Origin of the sequence: Acinetobacter rathckeae (assembly GCF_015627125.1) — a bacterium.
Lineage (GTDB): Bacteria > Pseudomonadota > Gammaproteobacteria > Pseudomonadales > Moraxellaceae > Acinetobacter > Acinetobacter rathckeae.
In genome coordinates, this window is the sequence record NZ_VTDO01000003.1 from 292,423 (window position 1) to 314,341 (window position 21,919).

A 21,919-nucleotide genomic window follows, 5' to 3' on the forward strand; every position below is an offset into this window, starting at 1 on the left:
GTGAGCAAGACATGGGATTACGTTGGACAGATACACTAGACATTGCCATTGAATTGTCTGAAGCACATGCAGATATCGACCCACAATGGGTACGGTTTACGGACTTACATGCATGGGTCTGTGCTTTACCAGATTTCTCAGATGACCCTACAAAGTCAACCGAAGGTTTGCTTGAAGCGATTCAAATGGCTTGGATTGATGAAGCAGACTAAAAAAACTGTTAAAAAATTGAAATTTTACACGTTGTAAGCTGATTATTTCGACTGACCTCGTTATAATGCGAAAAATTTTTGCTGTTTCTTTTGTTTAAGGAGCCTAATCATGGCAGTTGAACGTACGTTATCTATTGTTAAACCAGATGCTGTTGCTAAAAACCACGTGGGTGATATTTTTGCTCGCTTTGAAAAAGCAGGTCTAAAAATTGTTGCAACTAAAATGAAGCACTTGTCTCAAGCTGAAGCTGAAGGCTTCTATGCAGAGCACAAAGAACGTGGTTTCTTTGCTGACCTCGTTGCATTTATGACTTCTGGTCCAGTTGTTGTATCTGTACTTGAAGGTGAAAATGCAGTTCTTGCTCACCGTGAAATTTTAGGTGCGACAAACCCTAAAGAAGCTGCACCTGGTACAATCCGTGCAGACTTTGCTGTAAGCATCGATGAAAATGCTGCACACGGTTCAGACTCTGTAGCATCTGCTACACGTGAAGTATCTTACTTCTTTGCACAAACTGAAGTGTGCCCACGTACTCGTTAATTTGAGACAACGTGACCAGATAAGTGGTATACTACTTATCTGGTTTTTTGTTTTTCATACATTCACTTTTCGCAACACGCCCATCTCTCTCATCTTCAATATTGTTTAGGTAATATACACATGGCTCATGAAGCAGTTGGTTCATCTTTAGTGGTTGATGAACAAAATAATGCCACATTGCATCAGCCGACCAATGATGCAACGCCAAAAATCAACCTACTCGGCATGTCACGTGCAGAGCTCGAACAATTTTTTGAAAGTATTGGTGAGAAAAAATTTAGAGCAGGGCAGGTCATGAAATGGGTACATCAGTACTTTGTGACCGACTTTGCCGAAATGAGTAATATTTCAGGTAAATTACGAGAAAAATTAGAAAAAGTATGTGAAGTCAAAGCACCAGAAGTGGTTCATCGTAACTACTCGAAAGATGGTACACGTAAGTGGGTTTTTCGTGTGGGTGAGGGTTCTGGGTCTTTGGTTGAAACCGTATTAATTCCCGCAGATGATAAAACAGGTGCACGTAAAACATTATGTGTGTCATCGCAAGTGGGCTGTGCTTTAGATTGTTCATTTTGTTCGACAGGTAAGCAAGGTTTTCAGCGAGATTTAACTTCAGACGAAATTATTGGTCAGTTGTGGGTTGCTAACCAGTCTTATATGGAAGATGTGGCCGTTGCTGATCGTACACGCTCGGTCACCAATGTAGTGATGATGGGTATGGGTGAGCCATTACTCAACTTTAAACCTGTTGTGAAAGCCATGACACTGATGTTAGATGACTTTGCGTATGGTATGTCTAAACGCCGTGTGACGTTGTCGACATCTGGTATTGTACCGATGATTGATAAGCTGGCAGAACAGCTTGATGTGGCTTTGGCAATTTCTCTACATGCACCAAATGATGAGTTACGTAATGAGCTTGTGCCAATTAATAAAAAGTATCCATTGGCTCAACTGATTGCATCTGCACAGCGTTATATTAAAAAAGATGGTAACGAAAGTGCACGTAAACATGTCACGATTGAATATGTTATGCTTGATGGTGTAAATGACCAACTTGAGCATGCACATCAAATGGTCAATTTATTGAAAGAGTTACCAAGTAAAATCAACCTTATTCCTTTTAACCCGTTTCCACATGCGCCGTATGGTCGTTCAAGTCGTAATCGCATTATGGCATTTCAAAAAGTGCTTTCAGATGCAGGATTTGTATGCACCATTCGTCAAACGCGTGGTGATGATATTGATGCTGCCTGTGGCCAGTTGGTTGGGCAAGTGGCAGATCGAACACGCCGTGCTGAACAGTGGAAAAAGAAAGTTGCACAACAAAATGAGATTGTACGGTCTCAAGGTTGAGCAATGATAAAAAGCCATGGTGAAAAAACATGCGTGCAATCAAATCTTTAGTACATGGGTGTGTGGCTGTTAGTGTGTTTTTGCTTACAGCTTGTCAATCAACAGGAGATAAACTTAAAGTAGATCCAAAAAAATCTGCTCAAGTTCGCACGCAAATGGCAGCTGAGTATCTTCGTACAGGTGATATTGATGCGGCTAAGCGTGAGTTAGATGAAGCGCTTAAAAAAGACAGCACTGACTCGACAACTTATATGATGATGGCGGTGTTGTTACAACAAGAGGGTAGCCCTGTAAATGTTGCCAAAGCAGAAGGCTATTTTAAAAAAGCGATTGCTTTAGACCGAGCAGATCCACAAATTAGAAATAACTATGGTTTTTATTTGTATCAAACGGGTCATTTTCAAGATGCAATCAAAGAGTTACAAATTGCAGCCTCTACTTTAGGGTATACTCAGCGTGCTTTAGCTTTTGAGACATTAGGGAAAACCTATCAGAAGCTAGGTGATATTGTTAGTGCTGAGCAAAGTTACCAAAGTGCAGTGAAGGTGAACCCAAACGCAGACTTTGCTTATCAAGCACTTGCAGATATTGCTTATCAGAAAGCACAATACCCTAATGCATTAGCACTTTATCAAAATTATGTGCGTGTTGTTGGCATGAATAACCAAACGAATGTGGCACTTTGGTTAGGAATTCGCATCGCGCACGCAAATGGTGATAACATTACCCAGCAGGTCTTGGCCAATCAACTACGAGCAAAATATCCAGATAGCCAAGAGTATCAAAATTATTTGCAACAACAGTACAATACTGAGGCGGTATGGAAGTAAATCCAAATTCACAGCAATCGGCAGGTACACAATCAACCTCAAACAATTTAGGGAATATTCAACGTCCTGGTGAATATTTGCGCCATGTCCGTCTTCAAAAAAAATATGAGTTGGCTGATATCTCTTTGGCATTAAATATGCCATTGCGTACATTGGAAGCTTTAGAGAAAGATGAATATACTGCGTTACCAGAAGCGACCTTTATTAAAGGATATTATCGTACCTATGCACGGCATTTAAATGTTGATGCATCTATGATTATTCAGCGTTTTGATGAAATTTATCAAAACGATACAGGTTTTCATGCTGAACATGCATTAAATGATTCACCGATTAAAATTATGGGGAAATTGCCTGGATCGAATAGCGGTCGTAACCGTAAATGGCTAAAGCGAATAGTTGTTTTAATCGTGATTGCATTACTCATTTGGGTCGCAATGCTTGCGGTACAAAATTGGTCTAACAAAAAGAAACAAGAGCAAGCAACTGCAAATCCATCAAATGTGCAAGTACTTTCATTAAACCAAGACAGTGATATGTCGGGCGACAAGTTGGAAATTAAAATTTCAGAACCGACTTCGCTCAGTATTATTGACTCTACGGGTAAAGTCCTTGCGAAAGGTCGACAAACACAAGACCTTACGCTCAATGGTCAGACGCCTTTCCAAATTCAGTTGAATGATGCCAAAGCCGTGTCATTAAACTTAAACGGTGAAGCGATTTCATTGTCTCCTTATACCGTAAACGGCAAAGCAGATTTTCGTTTATCTCGTTAAAAGATACAGTCGAGCAACGTAACCATGATAGTAAACCCGATCAAACGCCGACCAACACGTAAAATTCGTGTCGGGTCGGTTTATGTTGGTGGCGATGCCCCGATTAGCGTACAAAGCATGACTAACACAGAAACCTGTGATGTTGATGCCACTGTTGCACAAATTCAGCGTTGTGCTGATGCAGGTGCAGACATCATGCGTGTGTCTGTTCCATCTATGGAAGCAGCCGAAGCGTTTGGTGCCATTAAAAAACGTGTGAATGTGCCATTGGTTGCAGATATTCATTTTGACTATAAAATTGCACTCGCTGTTGCAGATTATGGTGCAGACTGTTTGCGAATTAACCCTGGTAATATTGGTTCGGAACAAAAAATACGTGAAGTAGTTGCAGCTGCTAGGCATCATGGTATTTCAATGCGTATTGGGGTGAATGCAGGATCACTTGAAAAAGACTTACAAAAAAAGTATGGCGAGCCAACAGGTGAGGCCTTGCTTGAGTCAGCACTGCGTCATATCGATATTTTAGATCGTCTAGACTTTCATGAGTTCAAAGTCAGTGTAAAAGCCTCTAATGTATTTTTGACGTTAGATGCTTACCGCTTATTGTCAAAGCAAATTGATAACCCATTACACTTGGGTGTGACAGAAGCAGGTATTTACCGTACAGGTACAGTGAAATCTGCTATTGCACTCGGTGGCTTATTACTCGATGGTATTGGCGATACTATGCGTATTTCTTTGGCGGCACAGCCTGAAGAAGAAATTAAAATTGGTTTTGATATTTTAAAATCATTGAGTTTACGTTCAAACGGCATTAACTTTATTGCATGTCCGAGTTGTTCGCGACAAGAGTTTAATGTCATTCAAGTCATGCAAGCCCTTGAAGAGCGTTTAGAAGATATTCGTACACCAATGGATGTGTCTGTGATTGGCTGTAAGGTCAATGGGCCTGGTGAGGCGAAAGAGGCAGATATTGGTGTGGTTGGAGCGAGCCCGAGATCGCTTGTGTACCGAAATGGTGATAAAAGCCATCTTATAGATACACATCAGTTGGTTGATGAAATTGAGTCAATGGTTCGTCAACGTGTAGAAGAGCTTGAAGAAGCTAAATCCAAAGAAATTATTCGTAGTTCATCATCATGAGTTCAATTGTAGCAATTAAAGGTTTTAACGACATTCTTCCAACACAAACAGTAGCTTGGAGAAAGTTAGAAGTATATTTAGCATCGTTAATGGATGCGTACGGCTATCAGCAAATTCGTCTGCCACTGGTTGAAAATACAGGCTTGTTTAAGCGTGCGATTGGTGATGCAACAGATATTGTTGAAAAAGAAATGTATACCTTTTTTGACAAAGGGAATCCGCCAGAGTCTTTAACTTTAAGACCTGAAGGAACGGCTGGTTGTGTCCGTGCATTGCTTGAGCATAACCTACTGCGTGGTGCAACACCGCGTGTGTGGTATACAGGGCCAATGTTCCGCTATGAAAAACCTCAAAAAGGTCGTTATCGTCAGTTTCACCAGTTTGGTGTGGAAACCTTTGGTGTAGCAACACCAGATATTGAAGCAGAGCTGATTTTACTGACAGCACGTTTGTGGAAACATTTAGGTATTGCAGATAAAGTGCAACTTGAGCTCAATACACTGGGTGAGTCTGATGAGCGTACAGCCTATAAAAATGCGTTGGTTGATTATTTAACGGTACATAAATCTGAGTTAGATGAAGACTCACAACGCCGTTTAACCACCAACCCGTTACGTATTTTAGATTCAAAGGATGAGCAAACACAGCGTATTTTAGCGACAGCACCGCAATTGCATGACTTTATGCAAGAAGAAACTTTGACGCATTTTAATACGCTAAGAGGGTATTTAGACCAAGCGGGTATCGCATATGTTGTCAACCAAAAGCTGGTACGTGGTTTAGATTATTACAATAAAACGGTATTTGAATGGACGACAACCCATTTAGGCTCACAAGCGACAGTGTGTGGTGGTGGCCGTTATGACTCACTCGTAGGGCAGCTTAAAGGTAAAGCGAACCAGTCTGTACCTGCTGCAGGCTTTGGTATGGGCTTGGAACGTTTATTACTGTTATTAGAGCAGTTTGCCACACCTGAGCCTGTACGCGACTGTGAGGTGTTTTTAGTCACAGATCCACAGTGTCAAGCACAAGCATTATTGTTTGCAGAACAACTTCGAGATGAATTAGAGCAAGCCAATGCAAAAATTCGTGTTAAAGTAGGCTCGCAGGGCAGTATGAAAAGCCAAATGAAAAAAGCAGACCAGTCAGGTGCAGTTTATGCCATGATTTTTGGTGAGCGAGAGCAAGTTGCTCAACAAGTTGCGTTTAAGCAATTAGCAACAGCAGAGCAAACAGATGTTAAGCTGGCTGATGTGGTTTCATTTTTGCTTCAGCAATTTCCATCATCTCGCGTTTAGTAGTAAGGATCATGACATGAGCGCACTCACAGAAGAAGAACAGTTAGATAAGTTTAAATCGTTAGGCAAGAAGTATGGTTCTTCTGTCGTTACAGCGATTTTAGTAGCACTGATTGCTTTTTTTGCATGGAATTATTGGCAAAAAAACAACCAAGTTGACTCACAAAATGAAACAGCTCGTGTACAGCAACTCATGGATCAGGCGCAAGTGGCCCCTTTGAGCGATAAAACTGCATTAACGAATTTAATGCGTTTGTCTGATGAAATTGTAAAAAAAGATCCTAACTCTGTTCAAGCGATTCAAGCACAGCTTATTTTGGCAAAAATATTTGCTGACCGTAATGATTATGTTGCCGCTGAAAAAGAGTTACAAAAAGCACAAACTGTAAAGATAAAAGATGAAGGCCTGATGGCTTTGGTCAATTTACATTTGGCTTATGCACAAATCGCCAATAAAAAATACGATGATGCACTAAAAACACTTGATTTAGTGAAGCTTGATTCATTTAAAGGCACTGTAGATGAAGCACGTGGTGACATTTATGTGTATAAAAATGATACACCAAATGCGAAAATTGCGTATGAGAGTGCTTGGAAGGCTGCGGTTGCACGTAAGCAACAACCACAAATTTTACAAATAAAACTCGAAAGTGTTGGTGTTTTAGTAGATGATCCTCATATTGAAACTCCAATTTTGAAAACACAAGTGGACGAATCTTAAATGCATAAAAAATTTAAAATACCGTTTGCGTTAACTATTTTAGCAGTTGCGCTTGTTGGCTGTTCAAGTAATAAACCTAAGGTTGAAAAAATAAAACCAAACCCGTTGCCTAAACTGGTACAAGCAAAAAGCTTACAACAAGTTTTTTCTCATAGTGTTTCTGCGAGCAATAAAAAAGATCCTTTACGCTTACAAATGGCGGTAGATCAGGGTGTTATTTACTTTATTGACCCTAAAAAAGGCACAGTTGATGCATTCCAAGGCAATAAACAGCTTTGGTCGAGTCAAATTTACAAAACTGGTGTGTTGAGTGCTGGGCTTGAAGTTGGGCAAGGTACAGTCATTGCTGGAAACCAAAAAGGCGAGCTGTTTGGTTTAGAGCAAAGCACAGGCAAAATTTTGTGGAAAGCACAATTGTCTGGGCCAATTATTACGCCGTCGCATATACAGCTCGGTCGTGTGATTACAGTAACAAATGATGGCAATGTCTATGCACATGATGTTGCAACAGGTCAGCAGTTATGGACATATAAGCTACCAAATGTAGCACTGAGCTTACGTGGTCAAGCAACCCCTGTTCAACTCGACCCGAATAATGTACTTATTGCGACAGCAAACTCATATGTTTACGGTATAGATGTTGTGAGTGGTGTACCACGATTACAACGCCGAGTATCTGTTGCTGAAGGCCGTACAGATATACAGCGTGTTAACGATATTGATGGCGACCCTGTCATGATGGGTCAGTTCCTTGTGACCACAAGTTACCAAGGACAAGTCACTGTAACAGACTTACAGCAGCAACAAGTGGTTTGGACAGACAATGCAAGTAGCAATAAACGTCCAGAAGTAACGCGTGATGCAATATATATCACTACCACAGATGGTAAAGTCATTGCTTACGGATTGCTTACAGGGCAAAAACTGTGGGAAAATGATCAACTATTACATCGTAATTTAAGTAACCCTGTATTATTGGGTTCAGATCTTGTTGTGGGTGACTTTGATGGTGCACTTAGCCTCATTGACCCAACCACAGGAAAAATCACAGGTCGTTCAACAACCAAGGGTGAAGTGACTTCACTGCGTGTTGTAGACAACCAACTTTATGTTTCAACACAAAAGGGCGCATTAAGCGTTTGGCAGAACCGTTAACTTATGAAACCCGTAATTGCGCTGATTGGGCGTCCTAATGTCGGCAAGTCGACATTATTTAATCAGATTACCAAAAGTCGAGATGCTCTTGTTGCAGACTTTGCTGGTCTTACACGTGACCGTAAATACGGTGATGCAACCTATGATAATAAATCCTTTATTGTTGTAGATACGGGCGGTATAGGTGAAAGTGAGCTAGGTATTGATGCCTATATGGCTGAGCAGTCTAAAACTGCAATTAATGAAGCGGACATCATTGTTTTTGTTGTAGATGCACGTGCAGGACTATTAGCATCTGACGAGCAAATTGCACGTGAGCTGAGAACACTTGGTAAAAAAGTGTACTTGGTTGCCAATAAAGTTGATGGTGTACATGCTGAAGCCGCTGTTGTTGAGTTTTATCAACTCGGCTTTGGTGAGCCGATACATGTTGCTGCAAGTCATGGACGTGGTGTTGCGCAGATGCTCGAGGATATCTTAGAAGATATTCCAGAAGATGAAGACACAGATGTACTTGACCAACAAACTGGTTTACGTCTAGCTGCGATTGGTCGCCCGAATGTGGGTAAATCAACACTGGTTAACCGTTTGTTGGGTGAAGACCGCGTTGTTGTCTTTGATATGCCTGGTACAACACGCGACTCTGTATATATTCCTTATGAGCGAAATGAGCGTAAATATACGTTAATTGATACTGCGGGTGTACGTCGTAAAGGTAAAGTCGATGAAACAATTGAAAAATTTTCGATTGTAAAAACTTTACAAGCCATTAAAGATGCACATGTTGTGGTAATGGTCATTGATGCACGTGAGGGTATTGTTGAACAAGATCTTCACTTGATTGGTTATGCTTTAGAAGCAGGCCGTGCTATGGTGATCGCCATTAATAAATGGGACAATATGTCTGAGTATGACCGTAAGCAGGTTAAACTTGATGTAGAGCGTCGTTTTGGTTTTATTCCTTGGGCACGCGTACATTTGATTTCTGCGCTTCATGGTACTGGTGTAGGTGATTTATATCCATCGATTCATCGTGCGTATGAGTCTGCAAATTTAAAAGTATCTCCTTCTAAACTCACGCAAATTTTAAATGATGCAACAGATCAGCACCAACCACCAATGGTGAATGGTCGTCGTATTAAAATGCGTTACGCTCATATGGGTGGACAGAACCCTCCTACGATTGTTATTCATGGTAATAAAGTTGATAAAACGTCAGCGGACTATCGTCGTTACTTAGAGAATGTATTTCGTAAGGTATATAAGCTCGAAGGTACACCTGTTCGAATTGAGTTTAAGACGTCTGAAAATCCATTTGAAGGTCGTAAATCTCAAATAGATGAGCGTGTTGCTGCGCGTCGTCGTCGTTATGTACAAAACTTTAAAAAGGCTGAAAAGAAATTTAAACGTTAATTTTTTTTGCAGTCTCCAAAAACCAAGCACTATCGCTTGGTTTTTTTTACAAAAAAAATGTTCGTATTGTTTTTGTATCTGTAGTGATTTGGTTATAATTAAGTTTTTATTAAGTATGGATTAAATGTGAACTTAAAGTTGCAAGTTGAGCAACTATTTAGAAGTGTTGCGACATCAAAGTTTGATGCATTAGAAAAAATTCCAGCCATGCAACGCCGTAGACTCTCTCCACTTGCCAAATTGGCATTAAATAGTGCATTCAATGCTTTATCTAATAATAAAGTAGACTATATTGTTTGGGCTTCTCGATTTGGAGATGAGGCCAAAACACTTGCAATTTTACAAGATGTATTACAAGGCGAAACACCGTCACCGACTCAATTTTCAGTATCTGTGCATAATGCAATATCGGGCTTATACTCTATTTTAAGAAATGATCACACAATATCTACCAGTTTAAGTGCAACATGGCCTGAGGCTGTGGTTGAAGCATATGCATTTTTAAAAACCCAACCATGCGCAAGTAAAGCACTGATTGTTTATTATGATGCACCTATTCCAGATGTATATGTAGACTTAGATACTTTTGAATCATTTGCACTTGCAGGTATTGTGAGTTTAGAACAACCAAATATTATTTTAAATGTAGATAAGTTAAGTGTTCTAGACCCTTATAACAATACGGTTGAATTTGACGCTTTTTGGGAAGATAAATCCTTACTACAGTCCAATCAGGGAGTCTGGGAAAGGTGTTAAAGAAAAAATTAAATTATGTTTGGCGTGTTGGCGCAACAGGCTTCAGTTTTGGTGTGGGTGGTGTTGCGATTGGTACTTTGTTAGGGCCAATACTTAAGCTAAAAAAATTAGATAAACAAGAAAGGGTTGCTGTGACCCAAACGGTGATTAAACAAAGCTTTTATCATTTTGTGGAAATGATGGTGAAGCTTGGCATTATGACCTATGACGTTGAGGGAATAGATAAACTCAAAGAGAGTCAACAAGAATTAGTCATTGCAAATCACCCGACATTAATTGATGTAGTTTTAATTATTGGTTTAATGGAGCGGGCAAATTGTGTGGTGAAACAAGCCTTATGGAAAAATATTTTCACAGCAGGCCCTGTGACCAATGCAAACTATATATTGAATCAAGGTTCTGAGCAATTTATGAATGATTGTGTGGCACGGTTACATGAAGACAATGCTGCATCATTGGTCATTTTTCCTGAAGGAACACGAACAATAAAAGAAAAGAAAATCAATGACTTCCAAAGGGGGCGGCAAATATTGCATTGCGTGCAAATGTACCTATTCGCCCTGTCGTGATTACATGTAATCCATCGACACTCAGCAAAAATGAAAAGTGGTATCACATTCCTGATCGGCCTTTTCATATTTCTATTCGTGTATTGGATCCAATTTACGTTCAAGATGTTGTTCCTCAGCTTGAGGTGACACCAAAAAATGTACGTCTTTTAAACCAATATCTTTATCAATTTTTTAATCAAGAGTTATCTAAGTAATGAGTGGTCTTGCAACACAATTAAAGCAAATGATTATTGATGTTTTAGCGCTTGAAGATATAAGCGTAGATGATATTGATAATGCAGCACCCCTTTTTAATGAGGGTTTAGGCTTAGATTCTATAGATGCTTTGGAGTTGGGGCTTGCTCTGAAAAAGCGTTATAACATTCATTTAAATGCAGAATCAGAAGATACTAAAAAATATTTTCAATCTATTAATACATTAGTAGAGCTGGTTGAACAAAAAGGCACATGTTAGAGATATTATTATGTTAACAGAAGAGTATATTTTAAATCAGTTACGTGAGTGGATGGATGAGTTGTTTGAAATTCCACCAAGTAAAGTCAATATGGATTCTAATTTATATACTGACTTAGATGTAGATAGTATTGATGCTGTTGATCTGGTTGTAAAAATCAAGAATTTGACGGGGAAAATGGTTCAGCCCGAAGATTTTAAGAATGTCAGAACCGTACATGATGTTGTGTTGGTCATACAAAAAATGTCTGCTGAATGCGAGGCATAGTTCCTGTCTTAACTGGCATTCTCTTGGCACTTTACCCATTTTTAATGGGTTGGTGTTTGTCGCATGGCTATGTGTGGCAGGTGAGTGTGTTGTTATTGGTTCTAGGTGTACTACGTGTTGTTGTACAAAAAAAGAATAATCTGCTGTGGCCTTTAACATGGCTTGCAGTGATTTGTGGTGGTTTAAGCTTGGTGTTCCAATCGACTTTAGGGCTTAAGTTTTATCCAGTAGTGATGAGCCTTGGTGCACTGTGTGTGTTTTCTTATACGTTATGGAAACCACCATCAATGATAGAGCGTTTTGCTCGTGTTTTTGAGCCAACACTTCCTGTAGAAGGGGTAATATGGACGAGAAAAGTGACAGTTGTATGGTGCATTTTTTTTGCACTCAATGCGGTTTTGGCACTGTGTACAGTCTTTTTTTTCCCTATACAGGTTTGGGTCTTATATAACGGTTTTATTTCTTATTTAATGATGGGGGTGCTGTTGCTTGGTGAATGGATCTTCCGCAAAAGGCAACAGAAAATTCATAATGAATCATATTGATTACGCGAATCACATTTTATGTTGGGATAGTCTTTTAGCCCCCATTACATTTTCTGAATTTTGGCAAGATGTTGAGCAACAAGCAGGTATTTTATCTAAAAACCCATCGGCTGAAATGGCACTGTGGGAAACGGATAGCTATGACTTTTTAGTTTTGTTTTTTGCGGTGCTTACGGCAGGCAAAACTTTGATTTTACCGCCAAATCGTATTGCCACTTTAGAACAACAATTAAAAGATCAAGGCGTATGTTTTGTTGAGCGACAACCTTCTCAGCAGTTTATGTCTATAGATTTTGAATTATTAGAGCAGTCTAAAATTGTTTTCTTTACCTCGGGGTCTACAGGTCAGCCAAAGCAGATTGTGAGAAATTTAAAACAGCTCTTGAATGAAGTTGTATGTTTGGAGCAACATTTTTCTTTACCTAAACAAAGTGTAGCGATTGCAACAGTCAGTCATCAGCATATTTATGGGTTGTTGTTTAAATTATTATGGCCTTTAGTTACGGGTCGAAGTTTTTATCGTGAGCAATTACTTTATCCTGAGTATGTGACTCAGCTACAGCATAAATTAGTTGAAAAAGATCTTGATAACCATCTGGTTTCTAGTCCTGCATTGTTAAAACGTTGGTCAACGGATATTGATTTAATTGCATGTGCATCTATTTTCTCGTCAGGTGGAAAGTTAGACACAGGTATTCGAGCAGGTATTAATGTAGATATTAGTGAAATTTTAGGTAGCTCTGAAACAGGTGGAATTGCTTATAAAAAATGTGATGATGCATTATGGCGTGCTTTTCAAGGTGTAGACATTGGTGTTCTTGAAGATCAACAGCTTCATGTGCGTAGCATGCACGCGATGAGCACCGATTGGGTACTTACTGGTGATCGTGTAGATGTATTTCCAGATCAATGTTTTAAGTTATTAGGTCGTGCAGATCGGATTATTAAACTTGAAGAAAAGCGTTTAAGTTTAGATTCAATAGAACAAGCCATTTTACAACTTGATGAAATTGAGCAATGTCATGTATTGGTGGTCGAACATGAGCAACGGCAAATGTTGGCTTGTGTTGCAGTTTTATCTGAAGCATTTCAGTCAGTGCCGAAAGCAGGCTTGGTAGCTGGTTTGAAAAAAGAGTTGGATGGTTTGCTTGAAAAAATTGCAATCCCTCGCCGTTGGAGGTTTTTATCTAAAATGCCTATAAATAGCCAGTCAAAGTTAAATCGCCAAAACTTAAAAGCACTCTTTGATACAAACTTATATCCAGTGATTTTATCTGAATATACAGAGCAAGATCAGTATTGTTTTGAACTAGAATTTATGGCCGATTTGGTGTGTTTTAAAGGTCATTTCCCAAATTATCCTATTTATCCTGGTGTAGGTCAAATTGCATTTGTTGACTATTTTGCAAAGCGAATTTGGTCAGATTTAAATTGGTGTTGTGGCTATGAGCAACTCAAGTTTCAAGAGGTCATTCAGCCAAATCAGGTGATTGTATTGACGTTATCTAGAAAGGAAGAAAAAGTCAGCTTTAAAATACGTATCAATGATAAAACATTGGCTTCAGGCCGTTTGGTATATGAGTGTCAATCATGAAAATGGTCTTTATTATTCCTGTTTATAATCATCCACATTATTTAAATGAGTTGATTGATCATTTAAAAAGTTTTAATCATGACATTATTGTTGTTAATGATGGCAGTAACCCTGAAACATCACAAATATTACAAAGTATTGCTCAACATCAGTCTGTGATATTAGTTGAACATGCTCAAAATTTGGGTAAAGGGCAGGCGGTTATGAGTGGCTTAAAACAAGCCGCACGCTTGGGCTATAGCCATGCATTACAACTCGATGCGGATGGACAACATTGCTGGCAAGATATTCCTAAATTTTTAGAAGCAGCACAGCAAAACCCTACAGCAATGGTGATTGGACAACCGAAGTTTGATGCTTCTGTACCTAAAAAACGTTTGTATGGACGTTATGCCACGCATATTTGGGTATGGATTAATACGTTGTCTTTAGACATTAAAGACAGTATGTGCGGTTTTAGAGTGTATCCGATTGATGCCAGTTTAAGCATTATGAATAGGTATCGGCTACGCCCACGTATGGGATTTGATAGTGAAATATTGGTGTATTTAAAATGGGACGGAACACCAGTTATTAATATTCCAACAGAGGTCATTTATCCTGAAAATGGCATTTCACATTTTAAAGTGTGGGATGATAATGTTGAGTTAACCAAAATGCACACATCACTTTTTTTTGGCATGCTTGCTCGTTTACCTAAATTATTGCGTCATCACATAAAAGGTTAGACGGAAATGGCAAAACCACGTTGGAATGAAGTGAAAGAAAAAGGTGGTATGTTACCTTTACTGCTTATTTTATGGTTATACCGTTTAGGTGGTCGCTGGCTCATTCAGTGTATTTTATATTTTATTGTGCTGTGGTATTGGTTATTTTCGACAGCATCAAGAAAAGCCTCTCTAGATTATTTACAACGACTACATGTCTTTGCAGGTGAGCATTCGCCATTTTCTCATGCCCCAACCATGAGGCAAACCTATGCTCATCTCATGAGCTTCTCACAGTCTATTTTAGATAAAATCGAAGGCTGGCTAGGAAAGTTTTCTCAGCAAGATTTACAGATTACAGGCCATCAATCTTTGAGTCAGCACTACAAAAAAGGGCTAATTTTAATTGTTTCCCATTTTGGGAATATTGAGCTTTTACGTGCAATCAAAGCCGAGCATGTGCAAAAAATTAATGTGTTGGTTTATCAAAAACATGCCTCTAAATTTAATCAATTTTTACAAAAAATTAGTGACAAAGCCAATATTAACTTAATTTCTGTAGATGAATTGGGGGTTGAAACCGCAATTTTTTTAGAGCAGAAATTAGCACAGGGTGAGTGGGTGCTTATTGCGGCTGATCGCGTACCAATTCATTCTAACCGAGTTCTCAGTATTGATTTTCTAGGTGAAGATGCTTTATGGCCACAAGGGGCTTGGATTTTAGCAAGTTTGTTGAAAGTGCCCGTGGTTGCCGTGTTTTGTTACCGTGTTCAACAAACATTTGAAGTACATATTCATCCAATGTCTGAATGTTTACAGCTACCTCGAAAAACAAGAGAACAGGCATTGAACAACATCGCAACACAGTATGTTCGATTGGTCGAGCAACATTGCCTGCGTGTACCTTATCAGTGGTTTAATTTTTATTATTTTTGGAATAAATAACTATGCACATATTAACCGTGGGTGAAGTGCAACTCACTATTGAAGATATTGTTGCTGTTGCAAAGAATGGCTGTCAGGTTGCTTTACCTAAAAGTGTGGCTTGGAATGAAAAAATTCAGCAAGGTGCAGACTTTTTAGATGAACTTTTAAAAAAAGACGGTGTGATTTACGGTGTGACTACAGGGTATGGTGACTCTTGCTTAGTTGATGTGCCTATACATCAAGTCAATGAATTACCACTACAGCTCTCTCGCTTTCATGGCTGTGGTTTGGGTGAAAACCTTGATGTTGTGACTGGTAGAGCTGTCATCATTACTCGGCTATGCTCACTGGCTCGTGGGTTTTCAGGGGTATCTTTAGCACTACTTCAACGCCTTGTTTGGATGCTTAATGAGAATGTGATTCCCATGATTCCTTCTGAAGGGTCTGTCGGGGCAAGTGGTGATTTAACACCATTGTCTTATATTGCAGGTGCTTTGGCAGGTGAGCGAGATGTCTATGTTGATGGTCAGATTGTGCCCATTGCTCAAGTTTACAAAAGTCATGCACTTGACCCAATTGTGTTAAGACCCAAAGAAGGGCTTGCACTCATGAATGGCACAGCTGTAATGACTGCGATCGCGTGCTTAAATTATAAAAGAGCAGAACAAATCAGTTTGGCAAGTACCTGTATTACTGCATTAAATGTTTTGGCATTAGATGGTAACGCCAGTCATTTCGATGGAGTTCTATTTGCACAAAAGCCTCATGTTGGACAACAACATATTGCTACACAATTAAGGGCGTTTTTGTCATATCAGCCAGACCAAGCGCATCAAAGCTCACGCTTACAAGACCGATATTCGTTACGTTGTGCACCCCATGTGATTGGCGTATTTGAGGACTCTAAAGTCTGGTTGCGTCAATTTATTGAAAATGAATTGAACTCAAGTAACGACAATCCATTAATAGACCCAATAGAACAGCGTGTATTACACGGTGGACATTTCTATGGCGGTCATATTGCACAAGCCATGGACAGTTTGAAGTTAATGATTGCCAACATTGCAGATTTGATGGATCGTCAAATGGCACAGTTGGTCGACCAAAAAATGAATCATGGCTTACCACGCAACTTAACAGGTGCAACAGCAGAGCGACTGCCTTTAAACCATGGTTTTAAAGCAGTACAAATTGCCGTTTCTGCATGGACAGCAGAGGCACTGAAACAAACGTTACCTGCCTCAATCTTCTCAAGATCAACAGAATGTCATAATCAAGATAAAGTCAGTATGGGCACTATCGCTGCTCGTGATGCGACTCGAACAATGGTGTTGACTGAACAAGTGATCGCTGCTTTAAGCTGTGCGGCAACGCAAGCAGTGTATTTAAAAAATGTAGCCGTTTCACCACAATTACAACACTTTATTGATTGGACAAAAGAGACATTTCAATATGTGATTGAGGATCGCCCATTGCAAGATGAATTACAGCAATTGGTTGATCGTTTAGAAAATCTAGAATTGTTAGCACAGTGGGAGAGTGACAATGCATATTGATGTTGAAATGGAAATCCCTTTTCATGATGTAGATACCATGAATATTGTTTGGCATGGGCACTACATTAAATATTTTGAAATTGCACGTTGTAAACTCCTCGATTTATTTGGCTACAATTATAATGATATGCTCGAGTCTGGTTATGCTTGGCCTGTGATTGATAGTCATGTGAGGTATATTCATGGTATTGAATTTCAACAAAAAATTAGAGTGCGAGCCATACTAAAAGAATGGGAAAATCGTTTAAAAATAGACTATCTTATATTTGATGCTAAAACAGGTAAGCGTATGACCAAAGGTTATACCACACAGGTCGCAGTTAATATGCAGACCCGTGAACTGTGTTTGCAGTCACCGAAAATACTGTTTGATCGTTTAAATGCGTGGGATCTTTTTGTGGATACTGAAGCATGAAACAGATATTTATTCTTTTTTTCAGTTTAATGCCTGCATGGGTTATGGCTGATATAGGGCAAGCGCGAAGTGTTTTTCAACAGTTAGCACAGATGCCTGCAGTACGTGCACATTTTGAACAGCAAAAGAGCATGGCGAGTTTAAATCGAACATTTAGCTCACAAGGTGAGGTTTTATTTAGTCAACAGTACGGTGTGTTATGGCAAATCAAACAACCAGTACAGGCTGACTTGATTGTAACTGAGAAAAAGCTGATACAAAAAACCCAACGCACCATGAGTGAAATGAATATTCAGCAATCTGAATATGGCTCAATGGCCACGCTATTTTTACAGCTGATGGCAGGCGATGAAGCAACTTTGGTCAAAAACTTTAATCTAAATTCGATAGAAAAAAATAACGACCAATGGAAAATGCAATTAACACCGAAAAATGCTTTGTTTAAAAAATTGTTTGATCGAGTTGACATGCAAGGTACGAAATATCTTGATCAAATTGTTTTGCATGAAAAAGAGGGTAATTCGACCACAATTCGTTTTAGACAACAGTCAGCACAACCACAACAGTTAAATGTACAAGAATATGCACTTTTCCAATTGGCAAAATAAACTTACTTATCTTTGGGTATTGTTTTTACTCATTGTTGGCATTCTAACCGCTGTATTGTGGATGAATCAGCGGATTCATATTCAAGCCAATATTTTTGCTTTGCTTCCAGATGCCGAACAAAATGTGAGTTTGCAAAATACACAGCGCTATATGGGCGATCAGCTGAATCAAAAAGTGTTTGTTGTACTTGATGCAAAAGATGCACAGTCACTCGATCAAGCGACACAGTTGATCACGCAGGCGGTAAAACACACAGATGTATTAAAGCCGATACAACATCAGTTTGATGCAGATCAGTTTGGTCAGACATTGTTTAAACACCGTGTCGGGTTGTTAAGTCAGGCAGATATTGATCTTTTAAAAGATAAAGATTATGCATCTTTGACTGAACACAGTGTATTGCAGTTTTCTAGCCCCGGCATCCCCATAACAGCAACACTTTTAAAGCAAGATCCATTGTTATTGTTTCCTCGTTATTTAATGGGGTTAAGCGAATTACAAACACAAAATAATATACGCTTAGAACAAGGTTTTGCGACAATACATGATGATAAAGGCTTTTCTAGATTAATTGTTTTGGAGCTAAAAAATAGCCCTTACAATATTGATGATCAAGAAAAAACCATGCAGTGGATTGCTACACAAAAACAGGCACTCTCTGATCTTTCTGTTCAAAGCCATTGGACAGGAACGCTAATTTTTGCAAGCTTTGGCACACAGTCTGCACAAAATGAAATTTCTACCATTGGCTTGGGTTCAAGTCTTGGTTTGATCTTTTTGGTCTGGTTTGGTTTTCGTTCCTTACGCCCAATGCTCACAGAATTTATTGCCGTGAGTAGTGGCTCATTGGTGGCTTTTTTCATTACACATTTAATTTTTAATGAAATTCACCTGATGACATTAGTCTTTGGGGCAAGTTTAATTGGTGTGTGTGTCGATTTTTCTTTTTACTTTATGGCATTGCAGTCACAGCATCGTCAGCATGATGGCTTTAGCATTTTAAAACCGTTGCTCCCAAGTTTATTCATGGGGCTTATGACCACAATCGTGGCATATTTGGCATTGAGTTTTTCTCCATTTCCGGGTTTTAGGCAAATTGCTGTCTTTTCCATGGTGGGATTAGGCGCTGCATGGGTCACCAGTATTTTACTTTTACCAAGATTACCTGCATTAAATGCAGAACCTGCTTTGAAACGTTTGGCTTGGATTGGTGCTGTGAGAACCAAGTTCCAACAAAAGAAGACTGTGCGTTATGGCGCAATTCTTTTTATTGTCATGACTGGTTTTTGGGGTGTTATTCATTTAAGTGTAAATGATGATGTGCGTAATCTGCAAAGTATGAATGATCAACTCAAGCAAGAGGATCGTTATGTTCGTGAGCGTTTTGTACAGCCTCAAACAACAGATTATTTTATTATTGAAGGGAAAAATACAGACCAGCTTGAGCAAAATTTAATAACAACACTAAAGACATTAAAGACCAAAGGTGATGTTGAAAATTTTCAAGCTTTGGGGCAGTGGTTGCCAACAGCTCAGCAGCAAGAAGACAATAAAAAACAATTAATGAATTTGTCACCTACTGTACTTGAAGGATATGCACGTGCAACGAATATTCCTATTAATGATCTTTTAGCATGGCAAAAACAGCTATACAATCAGCCAATACTGAACGTTGCAGATATGCAAACGCATCCTTTATTTTTTTTACAGCAAAATAAAAATGTACGCCTTGTTTTAGTCCAAGGAAAACCTAGTGTTCTTAAGGCTTTACAGACATCACAAGTTCATTATCAACAGCCGATACAAACGTTATCAGATATGTTTAAAGACCATAGACAACAGGCAACCAAACTTTTGATTTATGCACTGCTTGGGCTTGCGATAGGGCTTGGTGTTATTTATGGTCTAAGTGCGATTGTTCCGCTCATGTTGCCTGTCAGTATGGCACTGCTCACGACTTTTGCAGTTCAATCGTTTTTAGGTGTAGAGATTAATTTATTTAGCCTCATGGGCACATTTCTTATTTTGGGTATTGGAGTCGATTACGCTATTTTTTATCGACATGGGCATGACCATAGCAAAGTTGTGGGAATGGCATTGTTTTTATGCATGTTGTCGACACTATTGGGCTTTGGTTTATTGTCTTTTAGCAATACATACGCCATTCATTGCTTCGGTTTAACGGTGTTATTGGGGGTTATTTTTTCATTTGTTTACGCAACGTTGTTTACGGTTTCTGATCATCACCATCAAATTCTAAAATCTTTAAAAAAAGGATAAATACATGATTGAACAAACAGACATTATTATTATTGGGGCGGGGCCTTCTGGAAGTTCTGCAGCGGCTTTATTACGTAAAAAAGGCTATGCTGTAACAATTTTAGAGCGTCAACATTTTCCACGCTTTAGTATTGGTGAATCATTATTACCACAGTCTATGGTATTTTTGGAAGAAGCGGGCTTGCTCGATATTGTACGTGAAAATGTTGATAAATTTGCTTTCCAATATAAAAATGGAGCGAGTTTTCTGAGAGGGAAACAAACCAGTTTTTATGATTTTAGAGAAAAGTTTACCGCAGGGCCGGGTACAACATGGCAAGTCAGAAGAGCGAATTTTGATCACCTTTTAGCCCAAGGTGCACAAGCCTTAGGTGCAGACATTCGCTTTGGTCATGAAGTGTTAAATGTAGATGTAGAATCTACACACCCTATATTAACGATTCAGACTGAACAACAAGAAACGTATCAAATACAGGCTAAATTTTTATTGGATGCCAGTGGTTTTGGGCGTGTTTTACCAAAACTTTTAGATTTAGAAAGCCCTTCTAATTTTCCTGTACGCCGTGCGCTGTTTACACATGTTGAAGATGGCATTGTAGATCAGGCTTTTGATCGAGAGAAAATCTTAATTACTGTACATGAAAAAGACCATAGAGCATGGTATTGGACCATTCCATTTGCTGATGGCCGTTCATCATTTGGTGTGGTTGCAGAGCAAGATTTTTTTGATAAGTATGGTTTTGAAGACAGTACCCCTGAAGCGTTATTGAAACGTATTTTAGCAGACGACCCTGCATTGTCTGGGGTATTAAAGCATGCAAAATTTGATATACCTGTACGTACGTTGGTTGGCTATGCGGCAGATGTGAAGCACCTTGCACAGCATAACTATGCACTGTTAGGCAATGCAGGTGAGTTTTTAGACCCAGTATTTTCATCAGGCGTGACGATTGCCTTAAAGTCTGCAAGTTTAGCTGTGCCATTGGTCGAAAGAGTGTTACAGGGCGAGACCGTAGACTGGTTTGAGGAATATGAAAAACCTTTGCGTCAAGGCATTGATGTCTTTCGTGCATATGTAGAAGCATGGTATACGGGGGAATTTCAAGATGTTGTTTTTTCTACATATCAGAAAAAGAATATTCAAATCCAGAACATGATTTCGTCTTTGTTGGCAGGCTATGCATGGGATACCAAAAACCCAATCCATAGCAATGCAAAACGCCGTTTAAGTGCGATTGCTGAATATTGTCGAGAAGGTGAAAGTGAAGAAGAGCATGCATTGTCTTAAAGTATTGTTGATTGTTGGGTTGGCTATACTCTGTATGGCTTGCCAAGCACCGAAAGTACAAGGTCTTAAGTCAATCGCTTGGCAGATTGAGCCACATTATCAGCGTCAAGACATGTTGGAAATGCAATGGAAAAAGACCACGTTTAGCCTATTGCTGTATCAAGAACAAAAGGCAGGTGTACTGTCAATGTTGGGTTTAAGCTTAACAGGGCAACCACTTTTTCAGCTCACGTTCGATGGTAAACAGGTTTATGTTCAACAACGTATAGATGCTATGCGTTTACTACCATTTGATTTTTTAGTGAGAGATATTTTGTTCGCCACTTATTCTAATTTTCAATCACAAAATAGTAATGTTACCTTTGAACAATCTAAAAAGTATATTGATATTAACAACGTACGTGTTTTAAATATTGATATCCAACCACAGCAAGTGGTACTTCACAATGTACAAGTACCTTATAGCATTGTATTTAGTCAAATACCTGAAGGATTAAAATAAA

23 protein-coding genes and 1 pseudogene are annotated in these 21,919 nt (G+C 39.1%); all 24 read left to right on the forward strand.

The genetic code is table 11. The annotated features are described in order from the left end of the window. Positions 1–11 precede the first annotated feature (11 nt). Positions 12–212: a Fe-S cluster assembly protein IscX gene (gene iscX, locus I2F31_RS06945; RefSeq protein WP_195769410.1), complete on the forward strand. Its 201-nt coding sequence runs from the start codon at positions 12–14 to the stop codon at positions 210–212. Positions 213–321: 109 nt separating this feature from the next. Further along, entirely contained in the window at positions 322–753 is a 432-nt protein-coding gene (gene ndk / locus I2F31_RS06950; protein ID WP_195769409.1) for a nucleoside-diphosphate kinase, read from the forward strand. 120 nt (positions 754–873) lie between these two features. Beyond that, the gene (rlmN, locus tag I2F31_RS06955; protein WP_195769408.1) at positions 874–2,109 is read left to right on the forward strand and encodes a 23S rRNA (adenine(2503)-C(2))-methyltransferase RlmN; all 1,236 of its coding nucleotides are present in this window, start codon (positions 874–876) and stop codon (positions 2,107–2,109) included. A 29-nt stretch (positions 2,110–2,138) separates the two neighbouring features. Then, entirely contained in the window at positions 2,139–2,939 is an 801-nt protein-coding gene (gene pilW / locus I2F31_RS06960) for a type IV pilus biogenesis/stability protein PilW (protein ID WP_195769407.1), read from the forward strand. Further along, positions 2,930–3,715: a helix-turn-helix domain-containing protein gene (locus I2F31_RS06965; RefSeq protein ID WP_195769406.1), complete on the forward strand. Its 786-nt coding sequence runs from the start codon at positions 2,930–2,932 to the stop codon at positions 3,713–3,715. Before pilW ends, I2F31_RS06965 begins: the two co-directional genes overlap by 10 nt. 24 nt (positions 3,716–3,739) lie before the next feature. After that, positions 3,740–4,858 carry a flavodoxin-dependent (E)-4-hydroxy-3-methylbut-2-enyl-diphosphate synthase gene (ispG, locus tag I2F31_RS06970; RefSeq protein ID WP_195769405.1) on the forward strand — a complete coding sequence of 373 codons (1,119 nt, stop codon included), beginning with the start codon at positions 3,740–3,742 and terminating at the stop codon, positions 4,856–4,858. After that, positions 4,855–6,156: a histidine--tRNA ligase gene (hisS, locus tag I2F31_RS06975; RefSeq protein ID WP_195769404.1), complete on the forward strand. Its 1,302-nt coding sequence runs from the start codon at positions 4,855–4,857 to the stop codon at positions 6,154–6,156. Before ispG ends, hisS begins: the two co-directional genes overlap by 4 nt. 16 nt (positions 6,157–6,172) lie before the next feature. Beyond that, complete coding sequence (locus I2F31_RS06980; RefSeq protein ID WP_195769403.1) at positions 6,173–6,877, forward strand: YfgM family protein; 705 nt, start codon at positions 6,173–6,175, stop codon at positions 6,875–6,877. Continuing rightward, positions 6,878–8,032, forward strand: coding sequence for an outer membrane protein assembly factor BamB (bamB, locus tag I2F31_RS06985; protein ID WP_195769402.1), 1,155 nt, complete (start codon positions 6,878–6,880; stop codon positions 8,030–8,032). It begins immediately after the preceding gene. 3 nt (positions 8,033–8,035) lie between these two features. Then, positions 8,036–9,445 (forward strand): ribosome biogenesis GTPase Der, encoded by a 1,410-nt coding sequence (gene der, locus I2F31_RS06990; protein WP_195769401.1) that lies wholly within the window; start codon positions 8,036–8,038, stop codon positions 9,443–9,445. Between the two features lie 126 nt (positions 9,446–9,571). Further along, positions 9,572–10,201, forward strand: coding sequence for a beta-ketoacyl synthase chain length factor (locus tag I2F31_RS06995; RefSeq protein WP_323127564.1), 630 nt, complete (start codon positions 9,572–9,574; stop codon positions 10,199–10,201). Further along, positions 10,186–11,007: pseudogene (locus I2F31_RS07000) on the forward strand (lysophospholipid acyltransferase family protein). Before I2F31_RS06995 ends, I2F31_RS07000 begins: the two are co-directional and overlap by 16 nt. Beyond that, positions 10,967–11,227: a phosphopantetheine-binding protein gene (locus I2F31_RS07005; protein WP_195769400.1), complete on the forward strand. Its 261-nt coding sequence runs from the start codon at positions 10,967–10,969 to the stop codon at positions 11,225–11,227. The pseudogene I2F31_RS07000 and the gene I2F31_RS07005 overlap by 41 nt, the downstream one beginning before the upstream one ends. A gap of 10 nt (positions 11,228–11,237) precedes the next feature. Then, complete coding sequence (locus I2F31_RS07010; RefSeq protein WP_195769399.1) at positions 11,238–11,495, forward strand: acyl carrier protein; 258 nt, start codon at positions 11,238–11,240, stop codon at positions 11,493–11,495. Then, positions 11,483–12,040: a COG4648 family protein gene (locus tag I2F31_RS07015; protein ID WP_195769398.1), complete on the forward strand. Its 558-nt coding sequence runs from the start codon at positions 11,483–11,485 to the stop codon at positions 12,038–12,040. The genes I2F31_RS07010 and I2F31_RS07015 overlap by 13 nt, the downstream gene beginning before the upstream one ends. Beyond that, complete coding sequence (locus I2F31_RS07020; protein ID WP_195769397.1) at positions 12,027–13,634, forward strand: AMP-binding protein; 1,608 nt, start codon at positions 12,027–12,029, stop codon at positions 13,632–13,634. The genes I2F31_RS07015 and I2F31_RS07020 overlap by 14 nt, the downstream gene beginning before the upstream one ends. Next, positions 13,631–14,362 (forward strand): glycosyltransferase family 2 protein, encoded by a 732-nt coding sequence (locus I2F31_RS07025; RefSeq protein WP_195769396.1) that lies wholly within the window; start codon positions 13,631–13,633, stop codon positions 14,360–14,362. The genes I2F31_RS07020 and I2F31_RS07025 overlap by 4 nt, the downstream gene beginning before the upstream one ends. A 6-nt stretch (positions 14,363–14,368) precedes the next feature. Continuing rightward, on the forward strand, positions 14,369–15,286 hold the full coding sequence (locus tag I2F31_RS07030) for an LpxL/LpxP family acyltransferase (RefSeq protein ID WP_195769395.1): 918 nt from the start codon (positions 14,369–14,371) through the stop codon (positions 15,284–15,286). A 2-nt stretch (positions 15,287–15,288) separates the two neighbouring features. After that, a complete protein-coding gene (locus I2F31_RS07035; protein ID WP_195769394.1) occupies positions 15,289–16,824 on the forward strand; it encodes an HAL/PAL/TAL family ammonia-lyase in 1,536 nt (511 codons plus the stop codon). Further along, positions 16,814–17,239, forward strand: coding sequence for an acyl-CoA thioesterase (locus I2F31_RS07040; protein WP_195769393.1), 426 nt, complete (start codon positions 16,814–16,816; stop codon positions 17,237–17,239). Before I2F31_RS07035 ends, I2F31_RS07040 begins: the two co-directional genes overlap by 11 nt. A gap of 29 nt (positions 17,240–17,268) precedes the next feature. Next, entirely contained in the window at positions 17,269–17,847 is a 579-nt protein-coding gene (locus I2F31_RS07045) for an outer membrane lipoprotein carrier protein LolA (protein WP_228285132.1), read from the forward strand. Continuing rightward, positions 17,822–20,128 carry an MMPL family transporter gene (locus I2F31_RS07050; protein WP_195769391.1) on the forward strand — a complete coding sequence of 769 codons (2,307 nt, stop codon included), beginning with the start codon at positions 17,822–17,824 and terminating at the stop codon, positions 20,126–20,128. Before I2F31_RS07045 ends, I2F31_RS07050 begins: the two co-directional genes overlap by 26 nt. 4 nt (positions 20,129–20,132) lie before the next feature. Then, positions 20,133–21,416, forward strand: a complete 1,284-nt coding sequence (locus I2F31_RS07055) for an NAD(P)/FAD-dependent oxidoreductase (protein WP_195769390.1) — start codon at positions 20,133–20,135, stop codon at positions 21,414–21,416. Continuing rightward, positions 21,403–21,918 (forward strand): DUF3261 domain-containing protein, encoded by a 516-nt coding sequence (locus I2F31_RS07060; protein ID WP_195769389.1) that lies wholly within the window; start codon positions 21,403–21,405, stop codon positions 21,916–21,918. The genes I2F31_RS07055 and I2F31_RS07060 overlap by 14 nt, the downstream gene beginning before the upstream one ends. Position 21,919: the final 1 nt, after the last annotated feature.